Origin of the sequence: Sphaerisporangium sp. NPDC005289 (assembly GCF_040607455.1) — a bacterium.
Lineage (GTDB): Bacteria > Actinomycetota > Actinomycetes > Streptosporangiales > Streptosporangiaceae > Sphaerisporangium > Sphaerisporangium rhizosphaerae.
On the sequence record NZ_JBEXGS010000025.1, the window covers coordinates 87,970 to 105,726 of the forward strand.

Genomic DNA, 17,757 nt, shown 5'->3' on the forward strand with positions numbered 1-17,757 from the left:
GCCCGCCGTGGAAGGGACGGTCACCTGGCGGCCGCCCAGGCGGTGAGGAGGGCCGCCTCCTTGTCGGGGGCGAGACCGTGGCTGCTCCAGCGCGGGTAGCGGGCCCGCAGGGCAGCCTCGTCGTGACCTTTGATCCAGTCCCAGGTGTCGCGCACGGTCTCGGCCACCGGACGGCAGCGCAGCCCCGCGGCCTCGGCCTTCCCGGCCGAGATCTTCCAGACGGCCGCCGCGTCGGGCTCGGCCGGTAGCCACAGCGGCAGCTCGACCCACGGCTGCACGTCCTGGCCGGCGAGGAAGCGGTCGTCGACCCACACCAGCTCGGCGTCCGAGCCGGTCACCTCGGCGCACTCGGCCAGCCACCGCCCGAAGGTGGTGTTCCCGGGCGGGCCGGTGGTGATGAACCGGTCGCTCACCCCCTTCTCGGTCTGGTCGAGGGTGAACACCGCGATGTCACGGGCGTCGATGAGCTGCATGCGCGTCTCGGGGTCGCCGGGGGCCAGCACACGGCCGCCGCGGGCGATGCGGAGCAGCCACGACGGCAGGCGGCCGACGTTCTCCCACGGACCCAGGATCAGCCCCGGCGCGATGATCAGCGCGGCGCCCTCGAAGTAGCGCTCGACCGCCCGCTCGCACCCGGCCTTGAGCACCCCGTAGTCGCCGTCCTGCGGGCCGGCGTCCGGCGAGCATTCCCACAACGGCGAGGACTCGTCGGCCGGCTGCGCGGGGTAGCTGGAGATCGCCGAGACGGTGGAGATGAACGTGTAGGTGCCGGCATGGCCGGACAGGGCGCGGGCCGACTCGGCGACCACCTTCGGCGTGTACCCGCACACGTCCACGACGGCGTCCCACTCGCGGCCCGCCGCCAGCGCCCGGAGGTCGTCGGGGACCTCCCGGTCGCCCCGGACGGCCGTCACCTCCGGCCGGTCCTCGCCAGAGCGCCCCCGGTTGAACGTCGTGACGTCGTGGCCGCGGCGCAGCGCCTCTTCGACGATGGCCCGGCCGAGGAACACCGAGCCACCGATCACCAGAATCCTCATGTCCACCACTGTCGCCCCCTGCGACCGCCGCGCCGCACGTTTTCACGGTGAGCGGATCTCCGGCCGGCCGCCGGAGCGCGCCGTTCACCGTGAGCGATCACCGCCGGCCGTCCGCCGCGGGCGGCGCCCGCCGGCCGTGCGCGTCGCCCTGGGCCGTCCGCGCCGCGGTGGGCCTGTCCCGGTCAGCGGGGGCAGGTGGTCACCGGGGAGAAGCCCTCGCGGTCCAGGACGTGCACGCGGGCCGCGCCGATGTCGAAGTACAGGCCGACGAGCTGCACCCGCCCGGAGTCCACCAGCCTGGCCACCGACGGGTGGGTGCGCAGGTTGTCCAGCTGCTGGGCGACGTTCACCCTGCACAGCCGGTCGAGCGGCCCGTGGTCCTCGCCGGCGGGGTCGGACAGGATGTAGCGGGCGAGCGTGTGGTCGCCGTGCCGCAGCCAGTTGCCCAGGCCCGGCAGGGCGCCGATGTTCTCGCCCCCGCAGAGCAACGCGGCCATCGCCCCGCACCCCGAGTGGCCGCACACCGTGATCGTGGAGACGTTCAGCGCCGCGGTCGCGTACTCGATGGCCGCGACCACCGAGTCGTCCGGCGGGGCCGCGCCGTGCCGGGGCACCAGGTTGCCGATGTTGCGCACCGTGAACAGGTCGCCGGGACCGCTCGCGGTGATCAGGTTCGGCACCACGCGGGAGTCGGCGCAGGTGATGAACAGGTGTGAGGGCTCCTGCGTGCGCGCCATGCGGTTGAGGAAGGGACGTACCAGGGGAGCGGTGCGCCGCTGGAAGTCCGCGGTGCCGGCGAGCAGGTCGGGCACGGCGCCCCCGTGCGGGCCGGTCTCGTCGCCGCCTTCCCGGGAGGGCACCCAGGTCTGCCCGTGCCGTACGGGGATGCGCGACAGCGGGCCGCCCCGCCGGTACGCACGGGGCAGCCACCAGCGATCCGGCGCTCGCGGCGGCGTCTTGGCCGCCGACACCCGCGTCCCGCTCGCGGCCGCCGTCGTGTACCACTGGTCGTGGATCTCGTCGATGGCGATGGTGCCGCCGCCGCGCTCGTGCTCCAGACGCCAGCCGTGCACGGCCTCGAAGGCGGCGTTGTCCATGAAGTCGACGTTGAGGTCGAGATCGACGGCGGCGCCCGCCGGGATGGCCCGCAGGCTGGAGGTCAGGGACGGCACGCCCACGAACGTCAGCGACCCGGTGACCACGACGTGCCAGCGGTCGTCCGGCTCCAGCCGCACCTGGATCGACACCCGGGTGAGGCGCCGCAGGGCGAACAGCGCGGCCAGGCCGAGGCCGAGCAGCACCCCCTCGGCCAGGCCCACCACGACGACCGCCCCCATGGTCAGCACGTAGATCGGCAGCTCGCCGTGCCCGTGCAGGCCGCGGACGGTGCCCAGGTTGACCATGCGGACGCCGATGAAGACCAGCAGGGCCGCCAGCGCCTCCAGCGGGATCAGCGTGACGCACCACCCGAGGCAGACCGCGAACAGCAGCACCCACACGCCGTGCAGGGTCGCCGACCACCGGGAGCGGGCCCCCGCCCGCACGTTCGTGGTCGTACGGACGATGACGCCCGCCACGGGCAGGCCGCCGAGCGCCCCCGAGACGAGGTTCGCCAGGCCCTGGCCGGTCAGCTCGCGGTCGAGGTTGGCGCGCGGCCCGTCCTGCAGGCGGTCGGCCGCCACGCAGCAGAGCAGCGACTCGACGCCGGCGAGGAGCGCGACCAGCAGCACGGCTCCGGCGATGCCGTGCCAGTCGCCCGTGGGCGGCGCCGGCGTCGCCCAGTCGGTGAACCCCCGCGACAGGTCGGCGCGGGCGACGTCCCAGCCCAGCAGGCCGGCCGTCAGCGCGGCGATGGACAGCGCCGCCAGCGGGGCCGGGACCACGTTGACGCGCGGCAGGCGCGGCCACAGGACGAGAAGGGCGATGGTGAGCACGCCCACCGCCACCGCGTGGCTGTGGTTGTCGGCGATCTGCGCGGGCAGCTCCAGAATGTTCTCCACGGCCGAGCGCTGCGGCTGCCCGCCGAGCACCACGTGGAGCTGCGACAGGGCGATCACCACGCCCACCCCGGCGAGCATGCCGTGCACCACCGCGGGCGACACCGCGAGCGCCGTGCGGGCCACCTTGAAGGCGCCGAGGACGACCTGCAGCGCCCCCGCGATCAGGGTGATCATGCAGGTGGCGCGCCAGCCGTAGGTGCGCACCAGCTCGGACACCACAAGGGCCAGGCCGGCCGCGGGCCCGCTGACCTGGACGACCGACCCGCCGAGCGGCCCGGCCACCAGGCCGCCGACCACCGCCGCGACCAGGCCCGCGATCAGCGGCGCACCGCTGGTGACGGCGATGCCCAAAGAGAGCGGGATGGCGACCAGGAAGACCACCAGCGAGGCCGGAAGGTCGTGCCGGAGCATCGATCGAATACGCTGAGTCTTACTCTCGTCACATTCTGTATGCCCGGTCATGCTGTGACCATACGACGCGGCGGCCGGCCGATTAAGGCTTTGGCCGCCGCGTTTTCCATCTACCGATGGAATGCTGAGTGATCAGCGGTAATAGTCGGGATAGTCGGTGTCGGTAGGCCGGCGGTGGCCGCCACGCGACGGCGTGCCCTTCGACGACTGGATGGTCGGGTCCTCGGTGCCGCCCGCCGCCGTGCCGTACAGCTCGCCGTAGGAAGGCCAGCTGCCGCCGGTGTTGTTCTGCCGGGGCTGCGCCCATGACCCGGACGTGGCGCCGGAGGAGGAGGCGCGATCGGCCTCGTAGCCGCCGCCGTGGCCCTGCCCCTGCCCGCCCGGCCCCGGGCGCGCGTCGTCGCCTCTGGACGGCCGGTCGGCCGGGGCGTCATACGCCTGGGGGCCGCGTGAGGAGCCGGTGGGCATGCCCGCCGGAGGAGTCGGCCCGCCGGCCGCGTCGGAGTCGTCGATCGTCGCCCACCCCGGGCGCACCTCGTAGGACGGGGCGCTGGGCCCGGCCGGCGTCCCCGCCGCGTACCCGTCGTAGGAGGGCAGCTGGTAGTCCGACGCCTTCCAGGTCTCGCCGGAGGAAGCCGCCGAGGACGCGGGCCCGTCCAGGATGTCGTAGGAGCCGGCGGCGGGGTAGGCCGGGCGGGCCGGCCACGACTGGTCCGCCGCCGGTGAGGCGGGGAACTCGCCGGTGGCGGAGTTCGGGGTCGAGCCGCGGGAGTCTCCCGCCGCCCCGAACGAACCGGACGCCGGATGCGGGCCGGTGCCGCGGGGGGAGCCACCCGCCCGGGGGGCCTCGTAGGAGCCGGTCGAGGAACGGCCCGCGTCGAAGGGGCCGGTCGCCGCGCGGGAGCCGTCCGGGGGGCCGCCCGGACGCGACCCGGCGGAGCCCGAACCGGTCTGACGGGACCCCGGGCCGGTGGGCAGCGGGCCGCGGGACGTCGCCGCCCCGGACACGGCGCCGCCGGACGGCGCCCTGCCCGCGGGCGAGCCGCCCAGCGGATCGCGCGAGCTCAGCGGGTCACGGGAGGCCAGCGGGTCACGGGAAGCGGCGCCGCCGGACAGCGGGCCGCTGGACAGCGGGTCGTTCGCGAGCGACCCCGTGGGGTGCGCGCCCGCCAGCGGCCCGGTGGACAACGGGTCGATGCGCGGCTGGGTGGTGAGCGGGTCGACCCGGGGGCCGGTGGCCTGCGGGTCCGAACGCGCGGGCTCGGGACGGCCGGAGGCGGCGCGCCCGGCCTCAGCGGGCCTGCCCGCGCCCGTGCGCCTGCGCGGTTCGGCGGGACGGCCCGGGGCCGCGGGACGGCCGGGGTCGCCGCCGCCGGACTCCGGACGCCGCCGGGGCTTGGCGCGGCCGGGGTCGGTGATGCCCAGCGGGTCCGCCGGGTCGGGACGCGAGCCGCGGCGGGTGCGGGCCGGCGACTGGGCCGAGCCGATGGCGCCCAGGACGTCGGCCGCCGACGCGGCCGGAACCGCGGCGGGCGGCGCGGCCGGGGAGGACGGCGCGGGGACCGGGGCGGAGAAGGTGACCGTGCGGTCGGTGGCCGCCGCGCCCGCCGAGGACGGCGGCGCGCTCGCGCGCGAGGGCTCCGCCACGCCCGACCGGCCGGGGGAGCGGGTGGGAAGGGGCGCCTGGACGGTGGCGGCGTTGGCGTCCACCTCGTCCTTCGCCTTCGGCGCGGGGGGCTTGGCATCGGAGGACGGGGAGGCGACGTCGGGACGGCTCGCGCCGACCCGGGCGGCGATCGTGCCGCCGAAGGCGCCGTCGTCCGCGCGGACGCGCGTCCAGTAGTCGTCGTCGTAGTCGTCGGCGTCGCCCCACTCGTCCACGCCGCGGCGTCCGCGCGAGGACGCCTGCTTGCCGCGCGGAGCGGGACGGCCGCCCGGCCGCCCGGCGGGACGGGCGCCCGCCTTGCTGCCGCCCGGCCGCAGCCGCGCGGTGGCGCGCTCGGGTTCGGTGAAGGCGTCGAAGCCCTCGGGGAAGCTCTCGAAGAACGTCTCCTCGGCGGGACGGCCGGGACGCTTGGCCGATGGGTCCTCCGCCTGCTTGGCGAGCTTCTCCAGGCGCTCTGGAGGAAGGTTGCTCTCGCGGCGGTTCATGGACCGCATGCCGAATGCAACGACCATCAGTACGAGCAGCACGACGGCGACCAGGCCGAAAATGACCGCGATCATTGCACCACCTTCATGGCCATCGCCTTCCAGTGGCGCTGAGGAGACCGCGCGGCCATCGACGCGATCTGCCCCCGTTGACCACCTGCGCTCGAGGATTGCATCTGATTCTGTCCGACCACTATGAGCGTTGTCACACCCTACGAGAAGATCCGGTATCCATTACTACCTGCGGTGCTCAGCATGTCACTCGATGTGCGCCGCCGAGAGCCGCCCGCGCGCGATCGTGTGCTGGGCGATCTGCTCCAGCGTCTCGCGGAGCCCGGCGCCGTTCTTGAGAGCGAGTTCGGCGTTCAGCGCGTACACGCTGAACCGGTAGGTGTCGTCAGGACGGCACGGAGGCGCGTAACCCACCTTGCCGTTGGAGGACAGCCCCTGCAGCGCGCCCTTGGGCACACTGTTCGGCGCGAGTTCGGTGGTGAGCGAGTCGACGTTGAACAGGACCCAATGCGCCTCCACCGCTCCCTGCGCGTTGGTGGCGTCGACCACCAGGGCGATCGACCTGGTCTGCTTCTGCGGCACGCCCGACCAGCGCAGCGGCGGATTGCCCGACTGCCCGGTGCAGGAGAACTCCGAAGGAAGGGGCGCCTGGTCGCGGAAGCGCGGGCTCGAGACGCTGAGCCCGTCCAGCGAGTTCTCGGTGGGCGAGCCGCCGCCCACGATGCCGCAACCGGCCGACAGCGCCACCGCCGTCGCCGCGGCGACGGCGATGCGTCGGTGTCCCATGCGTCCAATCCGCACGGTGTTTCTCGGCAGCCCCATGGTCGCTGATGCTACGCGCGTTCCGGGGGTGGCCTGACCCCATCGCCGGAATGGGCGGCGCCGCGAAGCGGTGTGATCGGCCACAATCGAGGCATGGATGCGGCGGCGCCCGAGACGCGCCTGAGCTTCGCGCTGCTCGGCCCGCTGGAGGTCGTTCACGACGGCGCGCCGCTCGCGATCGGCGGGCGGCGGCTGCGCGCCCTCCTCGCGTCGTTGCTGCTCAGCGCCGGTCGCACCGTGCCTGTCGACATGCTCGTCTCCGCCGTGTGGGACACCGGCCCGCCCAGCGGCGCGGGCAACGCTCTGCAGGCGCTCGTCTCGCGTCTGCGAGCCGCCCTGGGACGCGATCTGGTGGCCGCCGAAGCGTCAGGTTACCGGTTGGTTATATCTCCGGATCAGGTGGACGTCCACCGGTTCGTCCGTCTGGCCGCCGAAGGCCGCGAGGCCCTGGCTCGCGGAGAGGCCGCCGGGGCCGCGGACATCCTCGGAGACGCCCTGGGGCTGTGGCGGGGCCCGGCGCTCACCGACCTCACGGGCGCCGGGGAGGCCGATTCGGAGATCGCCTCGCAGATCGCCCGCCTCGAGGGGCTGCGGCTGGCCGCCGTCGAGGACCGCGCCGAAGCCGGCCTGCTGCTCGGGCGGCACGCCGATCTGCCGGCCGAGCTGCCCGCGCTCATCGCCGCCCACCCGCTGCGCGAACGGCCGCACGGCCTGCTGATGCGCGCGCTGTACGCGGCCGGACGCCGCGTGGAGGCGCTCGCCGCCTACCAGGCCGCCCGCGACACCTTCGCAGCCCACCTCGGCGCCGACCCCTCGCCCGCCCTCGCCGCCCTCCACCTGTCCATGCTCCGCGGCACCCACCGAGAACCCGCCGCACCACCCCGGCGAACCGCCGGAACCGAGGCCGCTGCGATGAACCTCGCCGCCGGAGGCGAAGACGGGGGTGTCGCCAGCGGCTCGCCGCCCGTGGTCGCTCAGGGCGGTGACGGTGTTCACGGCGGTGGCGGTGGCGGTGTCGCGGCCGGCGCGCTGGGCGTGGCCGGTCATGGCGGCAAGGGGAACGAGCCGGGTGGGACGGGGGCGCGGAAGGGCAACCTGCGGGCCCGGCTGACCAGCTTCGTCGGCCGGGACAAGGATCTGAGACACGCCGCCGAACTGCTCGGCCGCCATCGCCTGGTCACCCTGCTCGGCCCCGGCGGCGCCGGGAAGACCCGCCTCGCCGTCGAGGCGGGGGAGAGGCTGGCCAGCCAGACGCCCGCGGGCGTCTGGCTGGCGGAGCTGGCGCCCGTGCGTGACCCCGAGGACGTGCCGCGCGCGGTGCTCGCCGCGCTCGGCCTGCGCGACACCGGCCGCGCCCCCATGCGCGCGCAGGCTCCCGTGCCGTTCGAGACGGCGGACCTGACCGCGACCGTGGTGGCCGCCCTCGGCCCCGGAGAACGGCTCATCATCCTGGACAACTGCGAGCACGTCGTCGAGGCGGCCGCGCGGCTGGCCGACCGCATCCTCGCCGACCGCCCCCAGGTGCGCATCCTGGCCACCAGTCGCGAGCCGCTCCGCATCGGCGGCGAGCTGCTGTGGCACGTCCCGCCGCTCGACCATGAGCACGCCCGCAGCCTGTTCGCCGACCGCGCCGCCATGGCCCGCCCCGGCCACACGCCGGACGACGAGGCGGTCGCGCGCATCTGCCGCGAACTGGACGGCATGCCGCTGGCCATCGAACTGGCCGCCGCCCGCCTGCGCACTCTGTCGGCCGGCCAGATCGCCGACCGCCTCGACGACAGGTTCCGCCTGCTCACCGGCGGCAGCCGCACGGCGCTGCCCCGCCACCAGACCCTGCGCGCCGTCGTCGAGTGGAGCTGGGACCTGCTGGACGAACCCGAACGGGTGCTCGCCCGCCGGTTGGCCGTCTTCGCCGGGGGCGCCACCTTCGAGGCCGTCGAGACGGTGTGCGCGGACGGCGTGCTGACCCGCGCCGAGGTGCTCGATACCTTGGGCAGGCTGGTCGACAAGTCGCTCGTCGCCTTCGACGACGAGCGCTACCGGATGCTCGAGACCATCAGGGCGTACGCCACCGAGCGGCTCGCGGAGTCGGGCGAGGAGCCCGGCGTGCGGCTCGCGCACGCCCGCTTCTACACCGCTCTGGCCGAGACCGCCGAGCCGCGGCTGCGCCGGGCCGACCAGGTGGAATGGCTGGCCTGCCTGTCGGCCGAGCACGACAACCTCACTGCGGCGCTTCGCTGGGCCGTCGGAGCGGACGGCCGCGACCTCGCGCTCCGGCTGGTCGGCGCGCTCGGTTGGTACTGGTTCCTCATGGGACGCCGCACGGAGGGCGCCCAGAGGGCCGCGGAGGTGATGGCCCTGGTGGAGGGGGCCGACGACGCCGGGCCGCGCGAACGGGCGGTCGCCATGGCCGTCCAGGGGATCCTCATGGCGGGCGGCACCACCCAGTGGCGGGAGTCCGGGGACGTTCTGGAGAAGGCGCTGCGCCTGGCCAGGTCGTCGGTGGTGCGTCCCTGGCCCGCGATGCTCTCGCTCGCCGAGCCGGTGCTGGCCCTGTTCGTCACGCACGCCGCAGGCCCCGGGCGGCTGCTGAGCGAGATGTTCGGCGACCCCGACCCGTGGGTGGTGGCCTCCGCCCACCTGCTGCGCGCGCACCTGCGCTACAACACCGGCCGCCTCGCCGAGGGGGAGGCGGATGTGCGGGCCGCGCTCGAAGGCTTCCGCGACGTGGGCGACCGATGGGGCGTCAGCACCGCCATGGCCGCCCTGGCCGAGGTCAGCACGCTGCGTGGGGACAACGCCACCACCATCACGACGATCAGCGAGGCGCTGACCCTGGTGGAGGAGATCGGCGCCGTGGAGGACACCCCGTACATGCGCACCCGGCTCGCGATGGCCCTGCACGCCTCAGGCGACCGCGCCGCGGCCCACGCGGTGCTCGACCGCGCGATGGACACCTGCCGCACATCGGGTGACCTCATGGCGGAGTCGGGGGTGCACAGCGTGCGCGGCGACTTCGCCCGCGAGGAGGGCGACCTGCCGCTGGCCCGGTTCCACTACGAACGGGCCCTGGCCCGCGCCTCCGACGACCTGATGCCCGCGCCGTTCCGCGCCCTGCTGCACTCGTCCATGGGACTGCTCGCCGAACAGGAAGGCGAGCCGAAGGCCGCCCGCGAGGCGCACGCCGAGGCGCTGCGCCTCGCCTGGTCGACGCACGACGCAGGGGCGCTCGGCCTGGCGCTCATCGCCGTCGCCGGCCTGGTCGTGCGCGAGGACGCCACGGCCGCCGCGATGCTGCTCGGGGCCGCCGCCCGCGTACGCGGCCTCGACGACGTGGTCGGCCACGACCACGTCCGCATCGCCGGCGCCGCGGTCACCGCGCTCGGCTCGAAGGAGTACCGGCTCGCCCACGAACGAGGCCGCGCCCTGCCCCCGTCCGCCCTGCGCACCCTTCTCGACCGCCACCTGCACCCACCCCCCGCCCTAGCCCCCGACCCCTGACCCACCCGCGCCGACGTCCCCGCCCGACGCTCCTGCGAGCGGGTGGCGGGCCCTCTGCCGCGGGTCTCCGCTGGGATGGCGGCGGAGCCTCGACCCGGATCTCAGCCGCGGGAGCGGAAGGCGCGCAGGGACAGGGGAGCGAAGACGAGGGCGATGCCGAGCCCCCAGGCCAGCGAGATCATCGCGTGGCCGGCCACCGGCCCCCCGCTGAGCAGGCCGCGGACCGCGTCGGCCAGATGGGTGACGGGGTTGACCTCGACCCACCGCTGCAGCCATTCGGGCAGGGTCTTGGTGGGGACGAAGGCGTTGGAGGTGAAGGTCAGTGGCATCATCACCGAGAACGCGATGATCTGCACCTTCTCGGGCTCGGAGGCGGTCAGGCCGATCAGGACCGACAGCCAGGACATCGCCAGGGCGAAGCCGAGCAGCAGGGCCAGCGCGCCCAGCACCCCGGCGAACCCGGTGTGGACGCGGAACCCCAGCACGGTGCCGAGGCCCACGAACAGGGCGAATGCCCACACCTGCTTCAGCGTGTCGGCGACGATGCGGCCGGCCAGCGGCGCCGACCGCGCGATCGGCAGGCTGCGCAGCCGGTCGAACACGCCCTTGTTGATGTCGGTGCTCAGCCCGATGGCGGTGGTCAGCGTGGCGAACAGCATGTTCTGCACCACCAGCCCCGGCAGCGAGAACTGGAGGTACTCGGAGGTGGACCCGGAGATCGCCCCGCCGAACACATAGGTGAACAGCAGCAGGAACATGATGGGCTGCACCGACAGGTCCAGGAGCTCCATCGGGTTGTGCTTGATCTGCACCAGGCTGCGCCAGGCGAGCGTCATGGTGTGCCGGAACGCGGCGGCCGGGCCGACGCGGGCGGCGATGGCGGGCGCTGGAACGGCCTCGGTCAGCGTGGTCACGCGGGCACCTCTTCCTTCTGCTCGGTGTGCCGCGCGGAGGTGTCGTCCTCGACGGCGCGGTGGCCGGTCAGGGCCAGGAACACCTCGTCGAGGCTGGACTTGCGCAGGCTCAGCTCGGAGGCCACCACACCCAGATCGTCCAGGCGGCGCACGATCGCGGGCACCACCTTGGGGTCATTGACGTTCACGGTCGCGAGGCCCCCGCTCACCTCGGGCCGCGCCCCGATCACGTCAGTGATCACATCGGCCACCAGCCGGATGTGCTCGCCGAGCAGCGGCCGCACCTGGAGGACCTGCGCGCCGGTGGTGGCCTTCAGCTCGTCGGAGGTGCCGGAGGCGATGACGCGGCCGTGGTCGAACACCACGATGTCGTCGGCGAGCTCGTCGGCCTCCTGAAGGTACTGCGTGGTGAGCAGCACGGTGACGCCCTCGGCCATCAGGCCGCGCACGACCTCCCACAGCTCGGTGCGGCTGCGCGGGTCGAGGCCCGTGGTCGGCTCGTCCAGGAACAGCACCTGGGGCCGGCCGACGAGGCTCGCCGCCAGGTCGAGGCGACGGCGCATGCCCCCCGAGTAGGTCTTGGCGGCGCGCCCGCCGGCGTCGGTCAGGTCGAACCGTGACAGCAACTCCTCGGCGCGCCGCCGCGCGCCCGCGCGGGAGACGCCGAGCAGCCGGCCGATCATCACGAGGTTCTCCACGCCGGTCAGCGTCTCGTCCACGGCGGCGTACTGGCCGGTGAGGCCGATGAGGGAACGGACCTTGTGCGCCTCGCGGGCGACGTCGAAACCTCCGACGGACGCCCGGCCCGCGTCGGGCCTGAGCAGGGTCGCGAGGATCCGCACGGCGGTCGTCTTGCCGGCGCCGTTCGGGCCGAGAACACCCAGCAGCCGGCCTTCGGGGACGACGAGATCGACGCCGTCGAGCGCGCGCGTCTCGCCGTAGTGTTTCACCAGGCCTTCCGCCTGGACCGCATATCGCATCGCTTCGAGCTCCTCAAGTGAAGGGGGAAAGGCCGTCACTCTCGGCTCGCGGCCCGGGTGACTGACCAGAATTCTGCTGGACGGCACTGACATTTCCCTGAGGACCGACCATCGCCCGGCTCCGGGCGCTGACAGATCGCTGACACCGCCACGTCCGCGCGATAGGGGATCTCGTTAGGCTGGGGGCGTGACTGCTCCCCTGCGTGATCCCGCTCACCGCGTCTCGCGCCGCGCGATCACGCTGTGGCTGCTGGAGGCGCTCGTCGGGTACGTCCTGCTGGTCGGGGGCACCGCTCTGGTGGCGTCCTGGATCTCCGGTTCCGGCTGGTCCTGGGTGCCGCTGTGGATCCGCGAGCACATCTGGTGGCTGCCCGGGGTGCTCGGCGTCGTGGAGCTTCCATTCATAGTGATCGAGCCACTGTGGCGGTACGCCGTCCACCGATGGGAGTTCGCGGACGACGTCGTCTACGCCAGGTCCGGGTGGTTCAGCCGCCAGTGGGTGTTCGTGCCGGTCAGCCGCATCCAGACGGTGGACAAGGAGCAGGGCTGGTTCGAGCGCCTTCTGGGTCTGGCCACGGTCGAGATCCGCACGGCGTCCTACGCCGGTTCGTCGACCATTAAGGGCCTCGACTTCACCGTGGCGGCCCGGCTGGCCGAGGACCTCGCGCACCGGGCCCACGAACTGAGGGACGACGCCACTTGACCGAGGATCCCGCTCTCCGCGACGAGCCGTCCCAGCCCTCGCACCGTCCCGTCCCTCCAGGTCCGGCCGGTCCAGCCGGTCCGGCCGGTACGGCTGACCCCGCCAGCCCCGCCAGCCCCGCCAGCCCCGCCAGCCCCGCCAGCCCCGCCAGCCCCCTCAGTCCTGGAAGTCCTAGGCCTCCGGGGCCTCCCGGGCCTCCTGGAGGGCCTGCGGATGCGGCATGGGGGGCGCCGTCGCGGGTGAGCCCGCTGGTGCTGCTGACAGATCTGGCGCGCATGCTGCCTTCGTTGTTCTTTCCCCTGATGGGCGTGCTGTTCGTGGGCGGCTTCTCACCGTCGTCGTTCCTCTGGGCCGCCTTCGGCGTCGTCGGGTCGATCGGGTACGCCGTGGTGCGCTGGGTCACCTTCACCTTCCGGGTCGCCGGTGACCGGCTGGAGATCACGCGGTCCCTGGTGAGCCGATCGGTCCGGACGATCCCGCTCCACCGTGTCAGGGGCGTGGACGTCACCACCCCGCCTCTGCACCGCCTCTTCGGCCTCGCCGTCGTCCGCATCGACACCGGCGCGGGCGGAGGTGACAAGCAGGAGGGCGAACTGGACGGGCTCCCCTTCGCCGAGGCCGGACGCCTGCGCGAGGTGCTCCTGCGGCGCAGCCGTGCCGCGCGGCACGATGCCGACCCCGCGGCCGCGACGGGCGGAGTGGGCGCGGCGGGTGCGACCGGTGCGACGGGTGCGACGGCCAGGGCGGACCTCGAGGACATGGCGGGCACGACCGGCACGACCGGCACGGCGGGCGCGGAGGGCGCGGCGCGCGCGGCGGCGTCCGGCTCCGTTCCCGGGGCCTGGCCCGCGCCGATGGCCACGCCCGTCAGCGAGCCGGAGCAGGTGTACGCGCGGGTTCCCTGGCGTTGGCTGCTGTACGGCCCGCTGTCCGGGGCATTCCTGTTCACCCCGTTCGCCCTGCTGGGCGGCGCGGTCGGCCTGGCGTTCCAGTGGGGCAACGAGTTCGGCCTGAGCGAGCGTGCCGCCATCGGCGTGGGGGAGTGGCTGTGGCACCGGCCCCTCCTGCTCGTCGCGGTCGCCATCGCACTGGTGCTGGCGATGCCGGTGGCCGGGGCCGTCATGTACGCGGTCTTCAACTGGCACTTCACGCTGAGCCGGCGCGGCTCCTCGCTGGTGGCCGAACGGGGGCTGATCACACGGCGCAGCGTGGCGCTCGAACACGCCAGAATCCGTGGTTACGAGATCGCCGACGGCGTCCTCGAACGGCGCGTGAAGATCGTGCGGCTCTGGGCGATCGTCACCGGCCTCGGCGACTCACGGACACGAGGCCAGTTGCTCCCCGTCGCGCCGCGTGACTTCGCCGTCCGCGTGGCGGCCGAGGCGATCGGCCCCTTCGGCGCGGCGCTGCGTCCGCACCCCCCGAAAGCACTGCAGCGGCGGCTCTTCCGCGCCGTGGCCCCCGGCGCCGCCGTCGCCGTGGTCGCCTTCCTGCTCGGCTGGGTCGTGGTCGGCATCGTCGCGGTCATCGTCGCCGCGCTCGGCGTCCCCCTCGGGCTCGACCGCTATCGCTCGCTCGGCCACGCCTACGACGGCGCCCGCCTTGCCGTGCGGTCCGGGTCGCTGCCCCGGTCGCAGGCCGTGGTGGAACGCCGAGCCGTGGTGGGCTGGACTCTGCGGCAGACCTGGTTCCAGCGGCGGTCAAGGGTCCTGACGGTCATCGCCGGCGTCGGCGCCGGAAGCGGAGGCTACGCCGCGATCGACACCGGCGAGGAACAGGGCGTCCGATTCGCCGCCGAGGTCACCCCCGACTGGATCACCCCCTTCACCCCCGAACGCTGACCCGACGAACGCCCCCAAGTTCGAGGCCCAGCTCACCGGTGGCCGGCCCCCACTCAAGGTCGAAGCTCACCGGGCCGTCGGCGGGCGCTTTTAGTCGGGGTCGGCGGGCTCGTCGGTCGGTCTACCCAAGGTCGGTTCTCACCGGGCCGTTGGCCGGCCCCACTCAAGGTCGGAGTTCGCCGGGTTGTCGGTCGGTCCGCCTTGAGTCGAGGTCAGCGGGGTCGTCGGTCGGCCTGTCCAAGGTCGGTCCTCACCGGGCCGTGGGTCGGCCTGTCCAAGGTCGACTCTCACCGGGCCGTGGGCCGGCCGGTCCGAGGTCCGCGGGCCGTCGGTCGGTGAAGGGTGAGCCGGCCGGGGGAGTGGGCGAGGGTTCTTGGCAGGCCCGCCGGTTGGGGGCCGGTGGACCTGCCATGGGGCGGTGCCGTTCGGTGGTGAGGTCAGTCCTGGCGGCGGGCGCCGAACATGATCTCGTCCCAGGTGGGGACGGAGGCACGGCGGCCACGCGACCCCTTGCGCGCGGGCCGCGGCTTGGGAGCCTGCGGAGGAACGGCGGGCTCGGCGGCCTTCGGCTCCTTCTCCGGCTGCTCGGCCTTCTCGGGTTCGGCGGCGGCCGCGGGACGGTCGGCCGCCTCGCCGCTGGTGCGCGCCGCCGGGACGGCGACCGCGGCATCCTCCGCCTCGGCCTTCCTGGCGGCCGCGGACTTCTTGGCGCCGGGCGCCGGGCGGGCCACCGGAGCGGCCGAGGGCGCGGGTCGCGCGACCGGCGCCGCCGAGGGGGCCGGTCGGGCGACCGGGGCGGCCGTGGGTGCGGGCCGGGCGACCGGGGCGGCTGTGGGTGCGGGCCGTGCCACGGGGGCGGCCGTCGGTGCCGGGCGGGGCACAGGGGCGGCGGTCGGCGCGGGACGGGCCACCGGGGCCGCTGCAGGAGCGGGTTCGGCGACGGTCGCCGCGGCCGCTGGGGCGGGAGCCGCTTGGGGAGCGGGCTGTGCCACCGGTGCGGCGGGCACATCCTGCCGCGCGGCCTCGCTTTCGGGCCGCTCCGCATCGGCCGGCGTCCGCTTGGCGTCGGCCGCGTCCGGCGCGACGGTCGTGGCCGACTCGGCCGACGGCGTCCGCGTGCCCTGGGCGGCCGGGATGGCGGCCTCCCGGCGCGTCTCGTCCGCCGGCGAAGCAGCCGCCGAGGCCGCATCAGGCTCCGCTGTGGCGGCCGGGGCCGCCGGGGCGCTGATGGCCGGTGCCGCCGGCACGGTCGCGGCGGCCTGCTGAACGGCGGCCTGCTGAACGGCGGCCGGCTCGGCCGGGTCCGTCTGTACGACCGGGTTCGCCTGCGCGGTCGAATCGCCCTGCGAGGTCGAATCCGCCTCGACGGGTCGCTGAGCGTGCGCCGATTCCGTCCGGGCGGTGGCCTGCGCGTTCGTAGCGGGTTCGGCGTGCGCCGTCGGCTGAGCGTGCGGAGCCGGTTCCGTCTGGGCGGTCGGCTGAGCGTGCGCGGATGGTCCGGGCTGGGCCGTCCGCTGGGTGTTCGCGGGCTCCGCCTGGGCGGTGGGCTGCGCGTGCGTGGCGGGCTCCGCCTGGGCGGTGGGCTGCGCGTGCGTGGCGGGCTGCGTCTGGACGGCCGGCCGCGTGTCGGGGGCCGAGTCGGCGTGCGCGGCCTGCTGCGCGTGCGCGGCTGCTTCCGTCTCGACCGTGGCCTCACCCCGGGCGACGGGCTGCGCCGTCATCGGGGCGGGGGCGTCGTCGTGGGGCTGGCCGGCTGCCGGGTGCTGGGAACCCTCGGACGCGGCGAGTGCCGTCAGGTACGGCTCGGCCGCTTCGGTGGCATGCCGCGGCTGCTCCTGCTCGGACTCCAGGCGCTCGTGCTGCGGCTGCTCGTGCCGCAGGTGCTGGACGTGCGCCGGGTCGTGGGTGGGCACCGGCGCGGCGTGGGACGGCGCGGCCGGCTCCTGGCGGTAGGCCGCCGGTTCGCCCTGCCGCGGGGTGGCGGGCTCGCGCGGATCCGCCTGTGCGGGCTGGCGCGGATACGCGTGTGCGGGCTCGCGCAGGTCCATGCGCACAGGCTCGCGCAGGTCCGTACGCGCAGGCTCGCGTGGGCCGGCCTGCGTGGAGTCGCGTGGTTCCGTACCTGCCGGTTCGCGTGGGTACGACTGCGCGGGCTCGCGCAGGTCGGCCTCTGCGGAGGCGCGCGGGGACGCGGGCGCGGGCTGCGGGAACTCGTGGAGATCGGCGCGTGACGGCTCCGCAATGGGCGCCTGGCGGGCGTGCGGGGGGAGGGCCGAGTAGGTGGGCTCGAGGCGATCGCCGCGCGGCGGCTCCTGGTGGGTGCGCGCGGACTCCGAGTAGGGCCGGGGTGCCTCGGGGGAGGTCCGTGGCGCCTCAGGATGGGGCCGGAAGGCGTCCGGGTGGTCGCGGGAAGACTCCTGGTGGGGCCGGGAAGCCTCTGCGCCTGCGCGGGAGACTTCGGGGCGCGAGTGGTCGCCGTGGTCGCGGGGGAACTCCGCCCGCGGCTGCTCCGGGTGGTCGCGCAGGCCGGAGTCGTGTCGCGGGACGCCGGGCAGGGATGAGGGCGCCTCGACCGGGATGGCCGGTACGGGCGCGAGCTTGGCGGCGAGCCTCGGCACGAACGGCGTCACCGTCGCTTCCTCGGAAGGCTCGACGTACTCGGTGGCCGACAGCCGCAGCGCCTCGTCGTCGTAGGGGGTGACATGGCGCCGCCGCAGGTCGAACAGCCACTCGGCGCTGCGGGTGTGACCGTTCCAGACGAAGCCCAGCTTGATGCGCCACAGGCCGTCGTCACGCTTGCAGGAGTCCCAGTCGATCTCGTCGGCGGGCACGCCGCGGCGGCTCAGCCGCTCGGTCACGAGTTCACCGAGGGTGGGTCCGGGGGTGGACTCGCCGGGCAGTCGCACGGCGACGCGCTGAGCCTGCTGCGCGGTGTACTCGCGTTCCTGCAGAACCGGTCCTTCGAACCAGCGGACACGCTCCACCGGAATACCCGCGGTGGCGGCGATCTCCTCCGCGGTCTCCCCCGCACGGATGCGGGCCTGGATCTCCTTGGGGCGCAACGGACTCTCCACTTCGATCTCGTACTGGCCGAGACGGGAGAAGTTGCCGCGGACCGCCGCTCGGAGCCGTTCGTCGACGGGAAGCGTGAACCGCGTACCCCTGCCGGCCGTGGCCAGCACGAGGTATGTTCCGTCCTCGCTCACCGCGACGAGTCGGAGCTCCTGCATGCGAGTCCCTTCGTCGTCGTGCTCAATCTTCCCCCGGACCCTTGAGTCTCTCGCGTGAGCCGGTTGCCTGCCAGCACCGTACCCGGCATGTCCGAACATCGCCTTCCTCAAAGACGCGGGAAGCGATGAGAGGCGGTTCAAATGTCGCATTCACC

10 protein-coding genes are annotated in these 17,757 nt (G+C 74.5%); 3 read left to right on the top strand and 7 right to left on the bottom strand.

The genetic code is table 11. The features are described 5' to 3' along the window. Positions 1 to 20: 20 nt before the first annotated feature. The 4 genes from ABZT47_RS32915 to ABZT47_RS32930 all read right to left on the bottom strand — a co-directional run bounded on the left by ABZT47_RS32915 (position 21) and on the right by ABZT47_RS32930 (position 6,397). A complete protein-coding gene (locus tag ABZT47_RS32915) occupies positions 21 to 1,037 on the bottom strand; it encodes an NAD-dependent epimerase/dehydratase family protein (RefSeq protein ID WP_354850968.1) in 1,017 nt (338 codons plus the stop codon). A gap of 182 nt (positions 1,038 to 1,219) precedes the next feature. Beyond that, positions 1,220 to 3,448, bottom strand: a complete 2,229-nt coding sequence (locus ABZT47_RS32920) for a SulP family inorganic anion transporter (RefSeq protein WP_354850971.1) — start codon at positions 3,446 to 3,448, stop codon at positions 1,220 to 1,222. 132 nt (positions 3,449 to 3,580) lie between these two features. Then, positions 3,581 to 5,674 carry a hypothetical protein gene (locus ABZT47_RS32925; protein ID WP_354850974.1) on the bottom strand — a complete coding sequence of 698 codons (2,094 nt, stop codon included), beginning with the start codon at positions 5,672 to 5,674 and terminating at the stop codon, positions 3,581 to 3,583. A 183-nt stretch (positions 5,675 to 5,857) separates the two neighbouring features. Further along, complete coding sequence (locus ABZT47_RS32930; protein WP_354850977.1) at positions 5,858 to 6,397, bottom strand: YbhB/YbcL family Raf kinase inhibitor-like protein; 540 nt, start codon at positions 6,395 to 6,397, stop codon at positions 5,858 to 5,860. 129 nt (positions 6,398 to 6,526) lie between these two features. Between ABZT47_RS32930 and ABZT47_RS32935 the strand changes: the two genes are divergently transcribed. Then, positions 6,527 to 9,934 carry a BTAD domain-containing putative transcriptional regulator gene (locus ABZT47_RS32935; RefSeq protein ID WP_354850980.1) on the top strand — a complete coding sequence of 1,136 codons (3,408 nt, stop codon included), beginning with the start codon at positions 6,527 to 6,529 and terminating at the stop codon, positions 9,932 to 9,934. A gap of 101 nt (positions 9,935 to 10,035) precedes the next feature. On the opposite strand, the gene ABZT47_RS32940 is transcribed toward ABZT47_RS32935, so the two are convergent. Together ABZT47_RS32940 and ABZT47_RS32945 are read right to left on the bottom strand one after the other, a co-directional pair. Further along, positions 10,036 to 10,848, bottom strand: a complete 813-nt coding sequence (locus ABZT47_RS32940) for an ABC transporter permease (protein WP_354850983.1) — start codon at positions 10,846 to 10,848, stop codon at positions 10,036 to 10,038. Continuing rightward, positions 10,845 to 11,828: an ATP-binding cassette domain-containing protein gene (locus ABZT47_RS32945; protein WP_354850986.1), complete on the bottom strand. Its 984-nt coding sequence runs from the start codon at positions 11,826 to 11,828 to the stop codon at positions 10,845 to 10,847. The genes ABZT47_RS32940 and ABZT47_RS32945 overlap by 4 nt, the downstream gene beginning before the upstream one ends. A 187-nt stretch (positions 11,829 to 12,015) precedes the next feature. On the opposite strand from ABZT47_RS32945, the gene ABZT47_RS32950 reads away from it, so the two are divergent. Further along, positions 12,016 to 12,531: a PH domain-containing protein gene (locus ABZT47_RS32950; RefSeq protein ID WP_354850989.1), complete on the top strand. Its 516-nt coding sequence runs from the start codon at positions 12,016 to 12,018 to the stop codon at positions 12,529 to 12,531. A 251-nt stretch (positions 12,532 to 12,782) separates the two neighbouring features. Then, the gene (locus tag ABZT47_RS32955) at positions 12,783 to 14,372 is read left to right on the top strand and encodes a PH domain-containing protein (RefSeq protein WP_354850991.1); all 1,590 of its coding nucleotides are present in this window, start codon (positions 12,783 to 12,785) and stop codon (positions 14,370 to 14,372) included. A gap of 437 nt (positions 14,373 to 14,809) precedes the next feature. Here ABZT47_RS32955 and sepH read toward each other — a convergent pair whose 3' ends face one another. Continuing rightward, positions 14,810 to 17,602: a septation protein SepH gene (sepH, locus tag ABZT47_RS32960; RefSeq protein ID WP_354850994.1), complete on the bottom strand. Its 2,793-nt coding sequence runs from the start codon at positions 17,600 to 17,602 to the stop codon at positions 14,810 to 14,812. Between the last annotated feature and the right edge of the window lie 155 nt (positions 17,603 to 17,757).

What these genes read in the sequence shown, in the direction of transcription:
- ABZT47_RS32915 (WP_354850968.1), bottom strand. Translation starts at nt 1,037, where the DNA reads ATGAGGATTCTGGTGATCGGTGGCTCGGTGTTCCTCGGCCGGGCCATC.
- ABZT47_RS32920 (WP_354850971.1), bottom strand. Translation starts at nt 3,448, where the DNA reads ATGCTCCGGCACGACCTTCCGGCCTCGCTGGTGGTCTTCCTGGTCGCC.
- ABZT47_RS32925 (WP_354850974.1), bottom strand. Translation starts at nt 5,674, where the DNA reads ATGATCGCGGTCATTTTCGGCCTGGTCGCCGTCGTGCTGCTCGTACTG.
- ABZT47_RS32930 (WP_354850977.1), bottom strand. Translation starts at nt 6,397, where the DNA reads ATGGGACACCGACGCATCGCCGTCGCCGCGGCGACGGCGGTGGCGCTG.
- ABZT47_RS32935 (WP_354850980.1), top strand. Translation starts at nt 6,527, where the DNA reads ATGGATGCGGCGGCGCCCGAGACGCGCCTGAGCTTCGCGCTGCTCGGC.
- ABZT47_RS32945 (WP_354850986.1), bottom strand. Translation starts at nt 11,828, where the DNA reads ATGCGATATGCGGTCCAGGCGGAAGGCCTGGTGAAACACTACGGCGAG.
- sepH (WP_354850994.1), bottom strand. Translation starts at nt 17,602, where the DNA reads ATGCAGGAGCTCCGACTCGTCGCGGTGAGCGAGGACGGAACATACCTC.